Annotated in this window: 16 protein-coding genes; 11 read left to right on the top strand and 5 right to left on the bottom strand. The window is 52.1% G+C overall.

Annotated elements, in window-relative coordinates:
• From A7098_RS11025 to A7098_RS11015, 3 genes are read left to right on the top strand one after another with little or no spacing between them, the layout of a single operon-like run.
• A complete protein-coding gene (locus A7098_RS11025) occupies positions 1-1,338 on the top strand; it encodes an MFS transporter (RefSeq protein WP_001098115.1) in 1,338 nt (445 codons plus the stop codon).
• On the top strand, positions 1,316-2,095 hold the full coding sequence (locus A7098_RS11020; RefSeq protein WP_085461095.1) for an electron transfer flavoprotein subunit beta/FixA family protein: 780 nt from the start codon (positions 1,316-1,318) through the stop codon (positions 2,093-2,095). Before A7098_RS11025 ends, A7098_RS11020 begins: the two co-directional genes overlap by 23 nt.
• On the top strand, positions 2,092-2,952 hold the full coding sequence (locus tag A7098_RS11015; protein ID WP_001017363.1) for an FAD-binding protein: 861 nt from the start codon (positions 2,092-2,094) through the stop codon (positions 2,950-2,952). The genes A7098_RS11020 and A7098_RS11015 overlap by 4 nt, the downstream gene beginning before the upstream one ends.
• A 124-nt stretch (positions 2,953-3,076) precedes the next feature.
• Here A7098_RS11015 and A7098_RS11010 read toward each other — a convergent pair whose 3' ends face one another.
• The 4 genes from A7098_RS11010 to queD form a co-directional block, all read right to left on the bottom strand.
• Positions 3,077-3,652, bottom strand: coding sequence for a glycerol-3-phosphate responsive antiterminator (locus A7098_RS11010; protein WP_001130278.1), 576 nt, complete (start codon positions 3,650-3,652; stop codon positions 3,077-3,079).
• Between the two features lie 16 nt (positions 3,653-3,668).
• Entirely contained in the window at positions 3,669-3,929 is a 261-nt protein-coding gene (locus A7098_RS11005; protein WP_000109515.1) for a ferredoxin family protein, read from the bottom strand.
• Positions 3,920-5,191 carry an FAD-dependent oxidoreductase gene (locus A7098_RS11000; RefSeq protein WP_105280794.1) on the bottom strand — a complete coding sequence of 424 codons (1,272 nt, stop codon included), beginning with the start codon at positions 5,189-5,191 and terminating at the stop codon, positions 3,920-3,922. The genes A7098_RS11005 and A7098_RS11000 overlap by 10 nt, the downstream gene beginning before the upstream one ends.
• Positions 5,192-5,268: 77 nt before the next feature.
• Positions 5,269-5,634, bottom strand: coding sequence for a 6-carboxytetrahydropterin synthase QueD (gene queD / locus A7098_RS10995; RefSeq protein ID WP_016159619.1), 366 nt, complete (start codon positions 5,632-5,634; stop codon positions 5,269-5,271).
• A gap of 315 nt (positions 5,635-5,949) precedes the next feature.
• Between queD and cysJ the strand changes: the two genes are divergently transcribed.
• The 4 genes from cysJ (at position 5,950) to A7098_RS10970 (ending at position 10,686) form a co-directional block, all read left to right on the top strand.
• Positions 5,950-7,749 (top strand): NADPH-dependent assimilatory sulfite reductase flavoprotein subunit, encoded by a 1,800-nt coding sequence (gene cysJ / locus A7098_RS10990; protein ID WP_000211335.1) that lies wholly within the window; start codon positions 5,950-5,952, stop codon positions 7,747-7,749.
• Positions 7,749-9,461, top strand: a complete 1,713-nt coding sequence (gene cysI / locus A7098_RS10985; RefSeq protein ID WP_001290645.1) for an assimilatory sulfite reductase (NADPH) hemoprotein subunit — start codon at positions 7,749-7,751, stop codon at positions 9,459-9,461. The genes cysJ and cysI overlap by 1 nt, the downstream gene beginning before the upstream one ends.
• A gap of 73 nt (positions 9,462-9,534) precedes the next feature.
• Entirely contained in the window at positions 9,535-10,269 is a 735-nt protein-coding gene (gene cysH / locus A7098_RS10980; protein ID WP_105280793.1) for a phosphoadenosine phosphosulfate reductase, read from the top strand.
• A 264-nt stretch (positions 10,270-10,533) separates the two neighbouring features.
• Complete coding sequence (locus tag A7098_RS10970; protein ID WP_000956460.1) at positions 10,534-10,686, top strand: Hok/Gef family protein; 153 nt, start codon at positions 10,534-10,536, stop codon at positions 10,684-10,686.
• Between the two features lie 124 nt (positions 10,687-10,810).
• On the opposite strand, the gene iap is transcribed toward A7098_RS10970, so the two are convergent.
• The gene (gene iap / locus A7098_RS10965) at positions 10,811-11,848 is read right to left on the bottom strand and encodes an alkaline phosphatase isozyme conversion aminopeptidase (protein WP_105280791.1); all 1,038 of its coding nucleotides are present in this window, start codon (positions 11,846-11,848) and stop codon (positions 10,811-10,813) included.
• A 251-nt stretch (positions 11,849-12,099) separates the two neighbouring features.
• On the opposite strand from iap, the gene cysD reads away from it, so the two are divergent.
• Genes cysD through A7098_RS10945 form a run of 4 tightly spaced genes read left to right on the top strand, consistent with a single transcriptional unit; the run spans position 12,100 to position 15,415 of the window.
• Positions 12,100-13,008, top strand: coding sequence for a sulfate adenylyltransferase subunit CysD (gene cysD, locus A7098_RS10960; RefSeq protein WP_000372392.1), 909 nt, complete (start codon positions 12,100-12,102; stop codon positions 13,006-13,008).
• A 1-nt stretch (position 13,009) separates the two neighbouring features.
• Positions 13,010-14,437, top strand: a complete 1,428-nt coding sequence (gene cysN, locus A7098_RS10955; RefSeq protein WP_105280790.1) for a sulfate adenylyltransferase subunit CysN — start codon at positions 13,010-13,012, stop codon at positions 14,435-14,437.
• Positions 14,437-15,042 carry an adenylyl-sulfate kinase gene (gene cysC, locus A7098_RS10950; protein ID WP_001173681.1) on the top strand — a complete coding sequence of 202 codons (606 nt, stop codon included), beginning with the start codon at positions 14,437-14,439 and terminating at the stop codon, positions 15,040-15,042. The genes cysN and cysC overlap by 1 nt, the downstream gene beginning before the upstream one ends.
• A 49-nt stretch (positions 15,043-15,091) precedes the next feature.
• Positions 15,092-15,415, top strand: a complete 324-nt coding sequence (locus A7098_RS10945; protein ID WP_001246115.1) for a DUF3561 family protein — start codon at positions 15,092-15,094, stop codon at positions 15,413-15,415.
• The last annotated feature ends 19 nt before the right edge of the window (positions 15,416-15,434 follow it).

Here is a 15,434-nt window from a genome sequence, read left to right as displayed (position 1 = left end):
ATGAACACTTCACCGGTGCGAATGGATGATTTACCACTTAACCGTTTTCACTGTCGAATTGCTGCGCTCACTTTCGGCGCGCACCTGACCGACGGTTATGTTCTTGGCGTCATTGGTTACGCCATTATTCAGCTTACGCCTGTCATGCAACTGACGCCGTTTATGGCGGGAATGATCGGCGGCTCGGCGCTGCTTGGCCTGTTTATCGGCAGCCTGGTTCTGGGCTGGATCTCCGACCATATTGGCCGGCAAAAAATCTTCACTTTCAGCTTCTTGCTGATTACGCTCGCTTCGTTTTTACAATATTTTGCCACTACGCCAGAGCATCTTATTGGGCTGCGCATTTTGATCGGCATTGGTCTGGGAGGCGACTATTCAGTAGGCCACACGTTGCTGGCAGAATTTTCTCCGCGCCGCCATCGCGGTATTTTGCTGGGGGCGTTCAGCGTGGTATGGACGGTGGGCTACGTGCTGGCAAGTCTTGCCGGACATCACTTTATTAGCGAAAGCCCGGAAGCCTGGCGCTGGCTGCTGGCTTCTGCGGCGTTGCCAGCCTTGCTGATTACGCTTTTACGCTGGGGAACGCCGGAATCGCCGCGCTGGTTGCTGCGTCAGGGACGTTTTGCAGAAGCTCACGCTATCGTACATCGCTATTTTGGTTCCCATGTTTTACTGGGCGATGAAGTCGCAACGGCGACCCATAAACACATCAGAACTTTGTTCTCTTCGCGCTACTGGCGACGCACGGTGTTTAACAGCGTGTTCTTTGTCTGCCTCGTGATCCCGTGGTTTGTGATTTACACCTGGCTGCCGACTATCGCCCAGACTATTGGTCTGGAAGATGCGCTGACTGCCAGCTTGATGCTCAATGCGTTGTTAATTGTTGGCGCGATATTAGGTTTATTCCTGACCCACCTGCTGGCACATCGAAAATTTTTACTTGGCAGTTTTCTGCTGCTGGCGGTCACGTTGATGGTGATGGCCTGTTTGCCTTCTGGCAGTTCGCTAACGTTGCTGCTTTTTGTCCTCTTCAGTACCACCATTTCGGCAGTCAGTAACCTGGTGGGCATTTTGCCTGCGGAAAGTTTTCCTACTGACATTCGCTCGTTGGGCGTTGGTTTTGCCACCGCCATGAGCCGACTTGGCGCGGCGGTAAGTACCGGCCTGCTGCCGTGGATTCTGGCGCAGTGGGGAATGCAGGTCACCTTATTGCTCCTGGCGGCAGTGTTATTGATTGGTTTTATCGTGACCTGGCTTTGGGCGCCAGAAACCAAAGCACTCCCGCTGGTGGCGGCGGGAAATGTTGGAGGTGCAAATGAACATTCTGTTAGCGTTTAAAGCTGAACCGGATGCCGGAATGTTAGCGGAAAAAGAGTGGCAGGCGGCGGCTCAGGGGCATAGTGGGCCGGATGTTTCGTTGCTGCGAAGTTTACTCGGCGCTGATGAACAGGCCGCTGCCGCGCTACTGTTGGCGCAGAGAAAAAGTGGCACGCCGATGACTTTAACCGCGTTGAGCATGGGCGATGAACGGGCGTTGCACTGGCTGCGCTATCTCACTGCTCTTGGGTTTGAGGAAGCTGTATTACTGGAGACGACGGCAATACTGCGTTTTGCCCCGGAATTTGTCGCTCGCCATATTGCCGAATGGCAGCGCCTGAATCCGATGGATTTGATTATTACCGGCTGCCAAAGCAGCGAAGGTCAGAACGGGCAAACGCCGTTTTTGCTGGCGGAAATACTGGCCTGGCCCTGTTTCACGCAGGTGGAGCGTTTTACTCTCGACGCGCCGTTTATCACTTTCGAACAGCGTACTGAAAACGGGCTGCGTTGTTGCCGTGTCCGCTTACCTGCGGTGATTGCCGTGCGTCAGTGTGGCGAAGTGGCCTTGCCTGTACCGGGGATGCGCCAGCGTATGGCGGCGGGGAAAGCGGAGATTACCCGCGAAACTCTTGTCGCAGAAGCGCCAGCGATACAGTGCCTGCAACTGGAAAGACCGGAGCAACGGCGCGGTGCGACGCTGGTTAATGGGCAAACAGCTAAAGAAAAAGCACAAATACTGTGGCGGGATTATTTGTGCCAGAGGATGCAGCCATGAATATCGCCATCGTGACAATCAATCAGGATCATTCCGCAATGGCAGGCTGGCTGGCAGAACAGGATTTCAGCGGTTGTACACTGACGCACTGGCGAATTGAACCTCAGCCCGTAGTGGCGGAACAAGTGCTGGATGCGCTGGTGGAACAGTGGCAGCGAACGCCTGCGGAAGTTGTTCTCTTTCCGTCGGGCGCGTTTGGCGATGAACTGGCTACCCGGCTGGCCTGGCGTGTACATGGTGCCAGTATCTGCCAGGTAACTTCGTTAGATATTCCAACCGTAAGCGTGCGCAAATCCCACTGGGGAAATGCGCTGACGGCGACGCTGCAAACAGAAAAACGTCCGCTATGTCTTTCTCTGGCGCGCCAGGCTGGAGCAGCGAAAAACGCTATGCTGCCATCCGGTATGCAGCAACTAAACATTGTCCCCGGCGCACTTCCAGACTGGTTTGTTAGCATCGAAAACCTGAAAAATACTACCCGTGACCCATTAGTAGAAGCCAGACGGGTGTTGGTGGTGGGGCAGGGTGGCGAGGCTGATAGCCATGAAATCGCTATGCTGGCTGAAAAGCTGGGCGCCGAAGTGGGCTACAGTCGGGCGCGAGTGATGAACGGTGGTTTTGATGCGGAAAAAGTGATTGGAATTTCCGGGCATTTGCTGGCGCCAGAGATTTGCATTGTTGCCGGGGCGTCCGGCGCGGCAGCGTTAATGGCAGGCGTGCGTAATAGCCAGTTTGTGGTGGCAGTGAATCATGACGCCAGCGCGGCGGTATTTTCACAGGCAGATGTTGGCGTGGTAGATGACTGGAAAGCGGTACTGGAGGCGCTGGTGACAAATATTCGCGCAGAGTGCCAATAACGTACAGCCGGATGCGGTTCTGGGGCAGGGACTTGTAGGCCTGATAAGACGCGTTAGCGTCGCATCAGGCGCTGAATGCCGGATGTGGCCTATAAACCACACAAATTCCGTTACGATAATCCCGTTAAAGCAATTTTTTCGCCAACGTCCAGACCCCGGTATTCGTGGTGGAAAGCGCCACGACACCCGCGTTAATCGCATTACGCGCATCTTCTTCATCGCACACCAGCCCGCCAGCAATCAGCGGTTGGCGGATTTTTTCCGTCACCCAGCCCAGCACTTTGGGCATACAGCCTGGCAGGATCTCAATACAATCCGGATTCGATTGCGCAACTTGCTTATCAATGTTGTGAAACGAAATTGAATCAACAATAAACAGACGATGAATACAGAAAAAACCTTCCGCTCTTGCCGCTTTTAGCATCGATGCTTTGGTGCTGATAATTCCATCCGCCTCGGTCACCAGTTTCAGAAACTGAATGACGACCTCTTTATTTGACGCTCCTTCCAGCAAATCGACATGAATAAAGGCATATTTCCCGGCGTTTTTAATCTTTTTGACGATTTGACTGATGGTGCAGATATTGCCGTACAACACGGAAATAAACTGGCATTCAGAATCAATGGCCAGTTGCAGACTGGCATTATCTTTAACGGCAGCAATCACCGGATTCTGGCGGAGCAGGTGTAAGAGGGGCATAAATTATCCTTATTATTTATCCAAAGCGGTAGGTGATGCCGAATCCGGAAGGCGGATAGCGCCACTGTTGTAGTGTTTTTTCATTGCACAGCAAACGGCAGGTGCCGCACTCCAGGCAGTTACGATAATCAACGCGCAAATCACCTTCCGGCGTGAGCGAAAAAAGACCTGCCGGGCAGGCGTTAATCAACCGTTCTGCCGTCTGGCGCTCAACGGAATCAGACGGAACAATATGCGGCGCATCAGCCGCGCGCCAGAGATTACGGGCTACAGACATCGCAGACTCCTGATAACATCGCCTGCCAGATGCCACAATCCGTGACGACGTAAATGACGCCAGAATAACTGGCGCAGCGGTGGAACAGGTTTATCACCCTGATCCCATAAATCACGGGAAATATCCTGCATTAACGCTGGCCATTTCCGATACCAGCCAGGGCGGTGTAAAAGCGCCGGAACATGCTGATAACGTTGTAGAACATCCCACAGCAGGCTACGTTCTACGTTGTGATGATAAAGCGGAAAAAGATTTTGCGGCTCGCGGTGCTGGCAGGCGCTAATCAGCGTTTGCGCTGCTGCCTGCGCACCAGTCAGCGCCATGTCCATGCCGCGCACTGAAATTCCAGTATTGACGCAACTGCGTAATGCATCGCCCACCAGCAACCAGCCGTTACCAGCGTATTGCACCGGCATACTGTGCAGGCCACCTTCTGGCACCAGATGCGCGCCATACTCCAGCGATTCCGTGTTTTTGATAAGCGGGCGCACTGCCGGATGTGTTTTAAAACGAGCTAACAGCTCGCTTGCTGGAACACAGCTTTGTGCAAGGGAAGAGAGCGGGCAAACAATCCCAACTGAAAGCGTTTGTTGATTGGTATAAAGAAAGGCGCCGCCGGGCAAGTCATCACAGATTTCGCCGCTAAACAATAGCGCCGCACCTTCGTTATTCTCCAGATGAAAACGTTCTTCGATAATGGATCTTTCAAGCGACAGAACTTCTTTGATTCCCAACGCCATCGCTTCGCTAGCAGGGCGGGTAACTAACCCATGACGTTCTGCCAGTACGCTATTGGCACCTTCCGCCAGCACCACATAACGAGCGCGGAGAATATCGTCACCACAAATAACGCCACATACTCTGCCGTTTTCTATATGTAGTGCATCCACCGTTGCGCCAGGGATGCACTCGACACCTTCTTTTTCGGCTTCGGCAACCAGCCACGGATCGAAGCGAGCGCGTAAGACACTCCAGGATTCACCGCCAGGCTGTAAGCTGGAAAATGTCGTTGCGCTATCCGGCGTTAGCAGAGAAAGGCTTTCGTGAGTGATGCGTCGCTCAAGGGGCGCGGTCAGGTTAAATTGGGGGAGGAGTTCCGCGAGTGCATGGGTATATAGCCGTCCGCCGGAAAGATTTTTGCTGCCAGGGATTTCAGCGCGTTCCAGTAACAGAACGGATAAGCCCGCTCGCGCGCAGCGTAACGCACAAGCGGTGCCCGCAATGCCGGCACCGATAATAATAATGTCGCAGTCGTCTTCCATGTCGTGCCCCATATATCCAGAGCGCAACACCCTAACATAGCGTTACTTAAGGGAAATTGACCGCAGACACACTATTATCATTCGCCGCGATAGATGCAACCTGCGGTGCAGGTTTCTTTCACCATAACCGCACTTAACAGCGGAACAACCGGTTTAACCTGATCCCAAATCCATTTTGCTAAAACCTCGCTGGTCGGGTTTTCCAGGCCAGGAATATCATTGAGATAATAGTGATCGAGGCGATCATAGGTTGGTTTAAATGCCGCTTTCAGTTCAGCGAAATCGATAATCCAGCCCGTATGCGGATCGACTTCCCCGGTAATTTCCAGGCGCACCATAAAAGAGTGCCCGTGAAGGCGACCACATTTATGCCCTTGTGGGACGTGTGGCAAGCGGTGAGCGGCTTCGAAGGTGAAATCTTTAAATAACGTGGTGGACATCATAATTTCTCTACAGGACGACAAAACGGGCGTAGAGTACCGGAAAGCCTGTTTTTTCGCATTATCTAAAATGGGTTTGTTGCGCAAAATAGCCTAATTATCTTAATGATGGTCGATATTTATTTAATTTTCATTGGGTTAATAAATCTATTTTGTTGTTAAAGACTATTGCTAAAACAGGTTAGTCGATTTGGTTATTAGTTATCGCTATCCCGTCTTTAATCCACACCGTTCGCCCCGTTAACCTTACCTTCTCTTTTGTTTTATGGGCGCAGACAGGGCGCAGAAACAGCTTTGCTTACTGGAACATAACGACGAATGACGACACAGGCCCCACCTTCCGCTTTGCTTCCGCTGAACCCGGAGCAACTGGCTCGCCTCCAGGCAGCCACTACTGATTTGACACCTACCCAGCTTGCGTGGGTATCCGGCTATTTCTGGGGAATACTTAACCAGCAGCCAGGTACACTTGCAGCTACACCTGCGCCTGGCGCAGAAATGCCGGGTATCACCATCATCTCCGCTTCGCAAACGGGTAATGCTCGCCGGGTCGCTGAAGCGTTACGTGACGACTTATTAGCGGCAAAACTGAACGTTAAGTTGGTGAACGCAGGCGACTATAAATTCAAACAAATCGCCAGTGAAAAACTGCTCATTGTGGTGACTTCAACACAAGGGGAAGGGGAACCGCCGGAAGAAGCCGTCGCGCTGCATAAGTTCCTGTTCTCCAAAAAAGCGCCGAAGCTGGAAAATACCGCTTTTGCCGTGTTTAGCCTTGGTGACACCTCTTATGAGTTTTTCTGCCAGTCCGGTAAAGATTTTGACAGCAAGCTGGCGGAACTGGGCGGTGAGCGCCTGCTCGACCGTGTTGATGCTGATGTCGAATATCAGGCAGCCGCCAGCGAATGGCGCGCCCGCGTGGTTGATGTTCTGAAGTCCCGCGCGCCTGTTGCGGCACCTTCGCAATCTGTCGCTACTGGCGCGGTAAATGAAATTCACACCAGCCCGTATAGCAAAGAAGCGCCGCTGGTGGCGAGCCTTTCGGTTAACCAGAAAATTACCGGACGCAATTCTGAAAAAGACGTTCGCCATATCGAGATCGATTTAGGTGATTCAGGCCTGCACTATCAGCCGGGCGACGCGCTGGGCGTCTGGTATCAGAACGATCCGGCACTGGTAAAAGAGATTGTTGAACTGCTGTGGTTGAAAGGCGATGAGCCTGTCACTGTTGATGGCAAAACGCTACCGCTGGCAGAAGCCTTACAGTGGCATTTTGAACTGACCGTCAACACCGCGAATATTGTTGAGAACTACGCCACTTTAACGCGCAGTGAAACGCTGCTGCCGCTGGTGGGCGATAAAGCGAAGTTGCAGCATTACGCGGCAACCACGCCAATTGTCGATATGTTGCGTTTCTCTCCGGCACAACTGGACGCTGATGCATTCATCGGTATTTTGCGCCCGTTGACGCCGCGCTTATATTCCATCGCCTCATCGCAGGCGGAAGTCGAGAGCGAAGTGCACATCACCGTCGGCGTTGTGCGTTATGATGTGGAAGGTCGCGCCCGTGCGGGTGGTGCCTCCAGCTTCCTCGCCGATCGCGTGGAAGAAGAGGGCGAAGTTCGGGTGTTTATCGAACATAACGACAACTTCCGTTTGCCTGCTAATCCGGAAACGCCGGTGATTATGATTGGCCCCGGTACGGGCATCGCGCCGTTCCGCGCCTTTATGCAGCAGCGTGCCGCCGACGAAGCGCCGGGTAAAAACTGGCTGTTCTTTGGTAATCCGCACTTTACGGAAGATTTCCTCTATCAGGTGGAATGGCAGCGTTACGTCAAAGAAGGCGTGCTGACGCGTATCGATCTCGCCTGGTCGCGCGATCAAAAAGAAAAAATTTACGTACAAGACAAACTGCGCGAACAGGGCGCAGAGCTGTGGCGCTGGATCAATGACGGTGCCCACATTTATGTCTGCGGCGACGCCAATCGCATGGCGAAAGACGTTGAACAGGCACTTCTGGAAGTGATTGCCGAATTTGGTGGCATGGACACCGAAGCGGCGGATGAATTTTTAAGTGAGCTGCGCGTTGAGCGCCGTTATCAGCGAGATGTCTACTAATGAGCGAAAAACATCCAGGGCCTTTAGTGGTCGAAGGTAAACTGGCAGACGCGGAGCGCATGAAGCTTGAGAGCAACTATCTGCGCGGCACGATTGCTGAAGATTTAAACGACGGCCTGACCGGCGGCTTTAAAGGCGACAACTTTCTGCTGATCCGTTTCCACGGTATGTATCAGCAGGATGACCGCGATATCCGCGCTGAGCGTGCCGAGCAGAAGCTGGAACCACGTCACGCGATGATGCTGCGCTGCCGTCTGCCTGGTGGAGTGATCACCACCAGACAATGGCAGGCGATTGATAAATTTGCTGAAGACAACACGATTTACGGCAGCATTCGTCTGACCAACCGCCAGACGTTCCAGTTCCACGGCATTCTAAAAAAGAACGTCAAGCCGGCACACCAGATGCTGCACTCGGTCGGGCTTGATGCGCTGGCAACCGCCAACGACATGAACCGTAACGTGCTTTGCACCTCGAACCCGTTTGAATCGCAGCTGCACGCGGAAGCGTATGAATGGGCGAAGAAAATTTCTGAGCACCTGCTGCCACGTACTCGTGCATATGCGGAGATCTGGCTCGATCAGGAGAAAGTCGCTACCACTGATGAAGAACCGATCCTCGGTCAGACTTATTTGCCGCGTAAATTCAAAACCACGGTAGTGATCCCGCCGCAGAACGATATCGATCTGCATGCCAATGACATGAACTTTGTGGCAATAGCAGAAAACGGCAAGCTGGTAGGCTTCAATTTGCTGGTGGGCGGTGGGCTGTCTATCGAACACGGTAACAAAAAAACCTACGCCCGCACCGCGAGCGAATTTGGTTATCTGCCGCTGGAGCATACCCTGGCGGTGGCGGAAGCCGTCGTGACGACTCAGCGTGACTGGGGTAATCGAACCGATCGTAAAAATGCCAAAACCAAATACACGCTGGAACGTGTGGGTGTTGAGACGTTTAAAGCGGAAGTGGAACGTCGCGCGGGGATCAAGTTCGAACCGATCCGTCCGTATGAGTTCACCGGACGCGGCGATCGCATCGGCTGGGTTAAAGGCATTGATGATAACTGGCACCTGACGCTGTTTATCGAAAATGGTCGTATTCTCGATTATCCGGGGCGTCCGTTGAAAACCGGTCTGCTGGAGATCGCGAAGATCCACAAAGGCGATTTCCGCATTACGGCGAACCAGAATCTGATCATCGCCGGTGTGCCGGAAAGCGAGAAAGCGAAGATCGAGAAGATCGCCAAAGAGAGCGGGTTAATGAATGTCGTCACGCCGCAGCGTGAAAACTCGATGGCCTGCGTGTCATTCCCGACTTGCCCGCTGGCAATGGCGGAAGCGGAGCGTTTCCTGCCGTCTTTTATCGACAACATCGATAATTTAATGGCGAAACATGGTGTCAGCGATGAGCATATCGTGATGCGTGTAACAGGCTGCCCGAACGGTTGTGGTCGCGCGATGCTGGCTGAAGTGGGCCTGGTGGGTAAAGCGCCGGGTCGCTACAACCTGCATCTTGGCGGCAACCGCATTGGGACACGTATCCCTCGGATGTATAAAGAAAACATCACCGAGCCGGAAATCCTGGCGTCGCTTGATGAACTGATAGGGCGCTGGGCGAAAGAGCGTGAAGCGGGTGAAGGCTTCGGCGACTTTACGGTGCGTGCGGGCATCATTCGCCCGGTGCTCGATCCGGCGCGCGATTTGTGGGATTAACCATCAGCCCGGTCTTGTAGGCCTGATAAGACGCGTGAGCGTCGCATCAGGCAAGGCAAACAGTGAGGAATCTATGTCCAGACTCGATCTAAACGCCCTGAATGACCTGCCGAAGGTAGACAGCATTCTGGCACTGGCAGAAACTAACGCTCACCTGGAAAAACTGGACGCTGAAGGCCGCGTTGCCTGGGCGCTGGATAATCTGCCCGGTGAATATGTACTTTCTTCCAGCTTTGGCATTCAGGCGGCGGTGAGCCTGCATCTGGTGAATCAGATTCACCCGGATATTCCAGTGATCCTCACCGATACCGGTTATTTGTTCCCGGAAACCTACCGCTTTATTGACGAGTTAACGGACAAACTCAAGCTCAACCTGAAAGTGTACCGAGCTACCGAAAGCGCCGCCTGGCAGGAAGCACGCTACGGAAAACTGTGGGAGCAGGGCGTTGAAGGCATTGAAAAGTACAATGACATCAATAAAGTCGAACCCATGAACCGGGCGCTGAAAGAACTTAACGCGCAAACCTGGTTTGCTGGCCTGCGCCGCGAACAATCCGGCAGTCGCGCTAATTTGCCAGTGCTGGCTATCCAGCGTGGTGTATTTAAAGTCCTGCCGATTATCGACTGGGATAACCGAACTATTTATCAGTACCTGCAAAAACACGGTCTTAAATATCACCCATTGTGGGATGAAGGATATTTATCGGTCGGTGATACTCATACAACCCGTAAATGGGAACCCGGCATGGCGGAAGAAGAAACGCGTTTCTTTGGCTTAAAAAGGGAATGTGGGTTACACGAAGGGTAAATATTGCCGGATAAATTAAACGCCTCTGTCAGAAATGATGGGGGCGTTTTTATTTTGCGAGCAGCATTCCGGCATTTAAACGTGAACGTCGCAGGGAGAATCAACAGGTATAGAATGGTGTCGGGTGCTTGAGGCTGTCTGGCGTTAAGCATTCGCGAGGTTCCAGATGGACAAAAGCCCCAGGCGATATTTCTATCAACCTGAGGCCAGCGTTCGAACCTAAGCAATTCGGATGTTAGTGTCTTCTTTGCAGGGAGGCAAGACATGCTGACAAAATATGCCCTTGTGGCAATCATAGTGCTGTGTTTTACAGTATTGGGATTCACGCTGATGGTAGGCGACTCGTTGTGTGAGTTGAGTATCAGAGAACGTGGTATGGAGTTTAAGGCAGTTCTCGCTTACGAATCGAAGAAGTAGCCATCACGCGGGGGTAAAACCCCGCGTATTGAATTGTGATGGTTTGGTCTCCTGCACCCTTTTTTTACACTGTTTCAGGTGGCGTTGATTTCCTGCAGGCACGGGAATAATCAATTAAAACCCATCAAGACGCCTTCGCCAGCTCTTTCACTAGCGGTAGCATTATCCGCATTACATCACGGCAGCGGCGTTCTATTCTTCCAGGAAGTGCCTTATCAATATGCTGTTGATTATCCAGTCTTACATCATGCCAGCTAGTTCCCTCAGGGAATGCGGCTGTTTTTGCGCGTTGCTGATAACCATCTTTATTTCCCAGATTCCAGTTTGTTGCTTCTACCGAAAGTACGGCAATACCGGCTTTGTCGAAAACCTCGGCGTCATTACAACACCCAGTGCCTTTCGGATAATTTTTATTCAAACCCGGATTGGTCGTTGCGGCAATTCCGTGACTACGCGCAATTGCCAGTGCCCTGTCGCGCGTTAATTTCCTTACTGCTTCAGGGGTTTTTACACCGCTGTTGAAATACAATTTATCGCCAACAATTAAGTTATCGAGATTAATCACCAGCAGCGTATTTTTCTTTTCGGTGTCACTCATCCGCTTGAGTAAATTCTCAGCGCCTAATTTCCCTTCCTCTTCGCCACTGGTCGCCACAAATCGAATACCATACTCGGTAGGCGTATTTTTCAGGTGCTCTGCCAGTGCCAGCATGACACCTAAACCTGCGGCGTTATCATCCATTCCTTGTAACGTCAGCCCGCCGAGATTGGCATCGGCGTCAGCATCGCTCTGCGGGGCGTAGGTATCCAGATGCGCCATAATAATGATCTGCTGCGGCGCTTTGCCTTCATGAGCGGCAATTACCGTACTTCCCGTCACGTTATGCCAGTTTTTGCGATTATCGCGGGCGGTATAAATATATCGGCTATTAAATGTCCGAATATCACTGCGATAACCCATTTGCTGAAACTGTTGCTGAATATAATCGGCAGATAACATTTCTGCGGGGGTTCCGGTCATGCGTCCCGGAAAGAAAGTGGCAATATGTCGTGCCTGGGTATTAGCAAAATCGCCAGGTTTAGGTGACGAGGCGTGTACGGGGAGAATAAAGCATACGCCGAGCGCCAGGGCAGCGGTACGGTGGCGCAATGCGGAAAACATAGTGAGTCCTTAAATACCATGCAAATTTTTTTACCGCCATAGTATGAAACTGCCGCTGCGCTAAAACAATTTCAAATCTTCCTAAATGCCCGAAATCCGGAGCCTTAAGCACTTTTTGATATTAGCTTTGCCAAATCGTTATTCCGTTAAGGAACTACTCATTCTAATTGGTAATTTCATTCGTTCTCTTACGCTCCCTATAGTCGAAACATCTGATGGCAAGAAAATAGCGGTATTGCAAAGGAACGGTTATGGATCAAAAACGACTTACTCACCTGCGGCAACTGGAGGCGGAAAGTATCCACATTATTCGCGAGGTGGCGGCAGAATTTTCAAATCCGGTGATGCTCTACTCTATCGGTAAAGATTCCAGCGTCATGCTGCATCTGGCGCGCAAGGCGTTTTATCCAGGTACGCTGCCTTTCCCATTGCTGCATGTTGATACTGGCTGGAAATTCCGCGAGATGTATGAGTTCCGCGATCGCACAGCTAAAGCCTATGGCTGCGAACTGTTGGTACATAAAAATCCAGAAGGCGTGGCGATGGGGATTAATCCATTCGTGCACGGCAGCGCCAAACATACCGACATCATGAAAACTGAAGGCCTGAAACAGGCGCTGAACAAATACGGTTTTGATGCCGCCTTTGGTGGTGCACGCCGTGACGAAGAAAAATCCCGTGCTAAAGAGCGTATCTACTCTTTCCGTGACCGCTTTCATCGCTGGGATCCGAAAAATCAGCGTCCGGAGCTGTGGCATAACTACAACGGACAAATTAACAAAGGCGAAAGTATCCGCGTCTTTCCGCTCTCTAACTGGACTGAGCAGGATATCTGGCAATACATCTGGCTGGAAAATATCGACATTGTTCCGCTGTATCTCGCTGCTGAGCGTCCGGTTCTGGAACGTGACGGTATGTTGATGATGATTGATGACAACCGTATCGACCTGCAACCCGGCGAAGTGATTAAAAAACGGATGGTGCGTTTCCGCACGCTGGGCTGCTGGCCGCTGACCGGTGCGGTGGAGTCAAATGCGCAAACACTGCCGGAGATCATCGAAGAAATGCTGGTTTCCACCACCAGTGAACGTCAGGGCCGCGTGATTGACCGCGACCAGGCAGGATCTATGGAGCTGAAAAAACGTCAGGGGTATTTTTAAGATGAACACCGCACTTGCACAACAAATCGCCAATGAAGGCGGCGTCGAAGCCTGGATGATCGCGCAACAACATAAAAGCCTGCTGCGTTTTCTGACCTGTGGCAGCGTTGATGACGGCAAAAGTACCCTGATTGGTCGTTTGCTGCACGATACCCGCCAAATCTACGAAGATCAGCTCTCATCACTGCATAACGACAGTAAACGTCACGGCACTCAGGGCGAAAAACTGGATCTGGCATTGCTGGTGGATGGTCTGCAAGCCGAGCGCGAACAGGGCATCACTATCGATGTGGCATATCGCTATTTCTCCACCGAGAAGCGTAAATTTATTATCGCCGACACCCCAGGGCACGAGCAGTACACCCGCAATATGGCGACCGGCGCATCGACATGTGAGCTGGCGATCTTGCTGATCGACGCCCGAAAAGGCGTGCTCGATCAAACCCGTCGCCACAGTTTTATCTCCACGCTGTTGGGGATCAAACATCTGGTCGTGGCGATCAACAAAATGGATCTGGTGGATTACAGCGAAGAGACGTTCACCCGCATTCGTGAAGACTACCTGACTTTTGCGGAACAATTACCGGGCAATCTGGATATCCGCTTTGTGCCACTCTCCGCGCTGGAAGGCGATAACGTGGCTTCGCAAAGTGAAAGTATGCCGTGGTACAGCGGTTCGACATTGCTCGAAATGCTCGAAACCGTAGAGATCCAGCGAGTGGTGGATGTCCAGCCAATGCGCTTCCCGGTGCAGTACGTTAACCGCCCGAATCTTGATTTTCGTGGCTACGCCGGAACGCTGGCATCCGGTCGTGTGGAAGTCGGGCAACGAGTCAAAGTGTTGCCTTCGGGAGTGGAGTCAAACATTGCGCGGATCGTCACTTTTGATGGCGATCGCGAAGAAGCCTTTGCCGGAGAGGCGATCACTCTGGTGCTGACGGATGAGATCGACATCAGCCGTGGCGATCTGCTGCTGGCGGCAGACGAAGCATTACCGGCAGTGCAGAGCGCGTTGGTGGATGTGGTATGGATGGCGGAACAGCCGCTTTCCCCAGGGCAGAGTTACGACATCAAAATTGCCGGTAAGAAGACGCGTGCTCGTGTTGATGGCATTCGCTATCAGGTTGATATTAATAACCTTAACCAACATGAAGTTGAAAATTTACCGCTCAATGGCATTGGTCAGGTTGATCTCACCTTTGACGAGCCGTTGGTGTTAGATCGCTATCAGCAAAACCCTGTTACCGGTGGGCTGATTTTTATCGATCGCCTGAGCAACGTGACTGTTGGTGCCGGTATGGTGCATGAGCCGAAAAACGAGGCCGCCGTTGCGCCGTCGGAATTTAGCGCGTTCGAGCTGGAACTGAATGCGTTAGTGCGCCGCCATTTCCCTCACTGGGGCGCGCGCGATTTGCTGGGAGATAAATAATGGCGCTGCATGACGAAAACGTCGTCTGGCATAGCCATCCGGTCACTGTGCAACAACGCGAGCAACACCACGGTCATCGTGGTGTTGTGCTGTGGTTCACCGGTCTCTCTGGTTCCGGTAAATCAACGGTCGCGGGGGCGCTGGAGGAGGCGTTACATAAACTTGGTGTCAGTACGTATTTGCTGGACGGCGACAACGTTCGCCACGGTTTATGCAGCGATCTCGGTTTTAGCGATGCCGATCGTAAAGAAAATATCCGCCGCGTCGGTGAAGTGGCGAATTTAATGGTTGAAGCCGGACTGGTGGTGCTGACTGCGTTTATTTCACCACACCGCGCCGAACGCCAGATGGTTCGTGAACGTGTAGGAGAAGGGCGATTTATCGAAGTGTTTGTCGATACGCCGCTGGCGATTTGCGAAGCTCGCGATCCAAAAGGCTTATATAAGAAAGCGCGTGCCGGTGAACTGCGCAACTTTACCGGAATTGATTCGGTTTACGAAGCGCCTGAATCGGCAGAAATTCATCTCAATGGTGAACAATTAGTAACAAATTTGGTTCAGCAATTATTAGATCTACTGAGACAGAACGATATTATCAGATCCTGAGACACCACCGGGTTTCCATGCCCGGTTCGTCAAAGTAACAGGATCAGATATGCGTAATAGCCATAACATTACACTAACAAATAGCGAAAGCCTTACTGAGGATGAAGAAACCACATGGTCGCTGCCAGGCGCCGTGGTCGGTTTTGTCTCCTGGCTGTGTGCGCTGGCGATACCGATGTTGATTTATGGCTCTAACACGCTGTTCTTTTTTATCTATACCTGGCCTTTCTTTCTGGCGCTGATGCCCGTCGCGGTGGTGGTGGGTATTGCGCTGCATTCATTGATGGACGGAAAGCTACGCTACAGTATTGTTTTTACCCTGGTGACTGTAGGTATTATGTTTGGTGCACTGTTTATGTGGTTGTTGGGCTAATTTGTTCTTTCCCGTCTAC

Source organism: Escherichia sp. MOD1-EC7011 (genome assembly GCF_002965005.1).
GTDB lineage: Bacteria > Pseudomonadota > Gammaproteobacteria > Enterobacterales > Enterobacteriaceae > Escherichia > Escherichia ruysiae.
Note: the sequence above shows the minus strand (reverse complement) of the source record. Positions and strands in the feature narration are given on the sequence as shown.

Bases quoted from the DNA above. Each gene is read 5' to 3' on its own strand.
- A7098_RS11000 (WP_105280794.1), bottom strand. From the start codon at position 5,191: ATGGAAGACGACTGCGACATTATTATTATCGGTGCCGGCATTGCGGGC.
- A7098_RS11010 (WP_001130278.1), bottom strand. From the start codon at position 3,652: ATGCCCCTCTTACACCTGCTCCGCCAGAATCCGGTGATTGCTGCCGTT.
- A7098_RS10945 (WP_001246115.1), top strand. From the start codon at position 15,092: ATGCGTAATAGCCATAACATTACACTAACAAATAGCGAAAGCCTTACT.
- queD (WP_016159619.1), bottom strand. From the start codon at position 5,634: ATGATGTCCACCACGTTATTTAAAGATTTCACCTTCGAAGCCGCTCAC.
- A7098_RS10970 (WP_000956460.1), top strand. From the start codon at position 10,534: ATGCTGACAAAATATGCCCTTGTGGCAATCATAGTGCTGTGTTTTACA.
- cysJ (WP_000211335.1), top strand. From the start codon at position 5,950: ATGACGACACAGGCCCCACCTTCCGCTTTGCTTCCGCTGAACCCGGAG.
- cysN (WP_105280790.1), top strand. From the start codon at position 13,010: ATGAACACCGCACTTGCACAACAAATCGCCAATGAAGGCGGCGTCGAA.
- cysH (WP_105280793.1), top strand. From the start codon at position 9,535: ATGTCCAGACTCGATCTAAACGCCCTGAATGACCTGCCGAAGGTAGAC.
- A7098_RS11015 (WP_001017363.1), top strand. From the start codon at position 2,092: ATGAATATCGCCATCGTGACAATCAATCAGGATCATTCCGCAATGGCA.
- cysD (WP_000372392.1), top strand. From the start codon at position 12,100: ATGGATCAAAAACGACTTACTCACCTGCGGCAACTGGAGGCGGAAAGT.
- cysI (WP_001290645.1), top strand. From the start codon at position 7,749: ATGAGCGAAAAACATCCAGGGCCTTTAGTGGTCGAAGGTAAACTGGCA.
- A7098_RS11020 (WP_085461095.1), top strand. From the start codon at position 1,316: ATGAACATTCTGTTAGCGTTTAAAGCTGAACCGGATGCCGGAATGTTA.
- cysC (WP_001173681.1), top strand. From the start codon at position 14,437: ATGGCGCTGCATGACGAAAACGTCGTCTGGCATAGCCATCCGGTCACT.
- A7098_RS11005 (WP_000109515.1), bottom strand. From the start codon at position 3,929: ATGTCTGTAGCCCGTAATCTCTGGCGCGCGGCTGATGCGCCGCATATT.
- A7098_RS11025 (WP_001098115.1), top strand. From the start codon at position 1: ATGAACACTTCACCGGTGCGAATGGATGATTTACCACTTAACCGTTTT.
- iap (WP_105280791.1), bottom strand. From the start codon at position 11,848: ATGTTTTCCGCATTGCGCCACCGTACCGCTGCCCTGGCGCTCGGCGTA.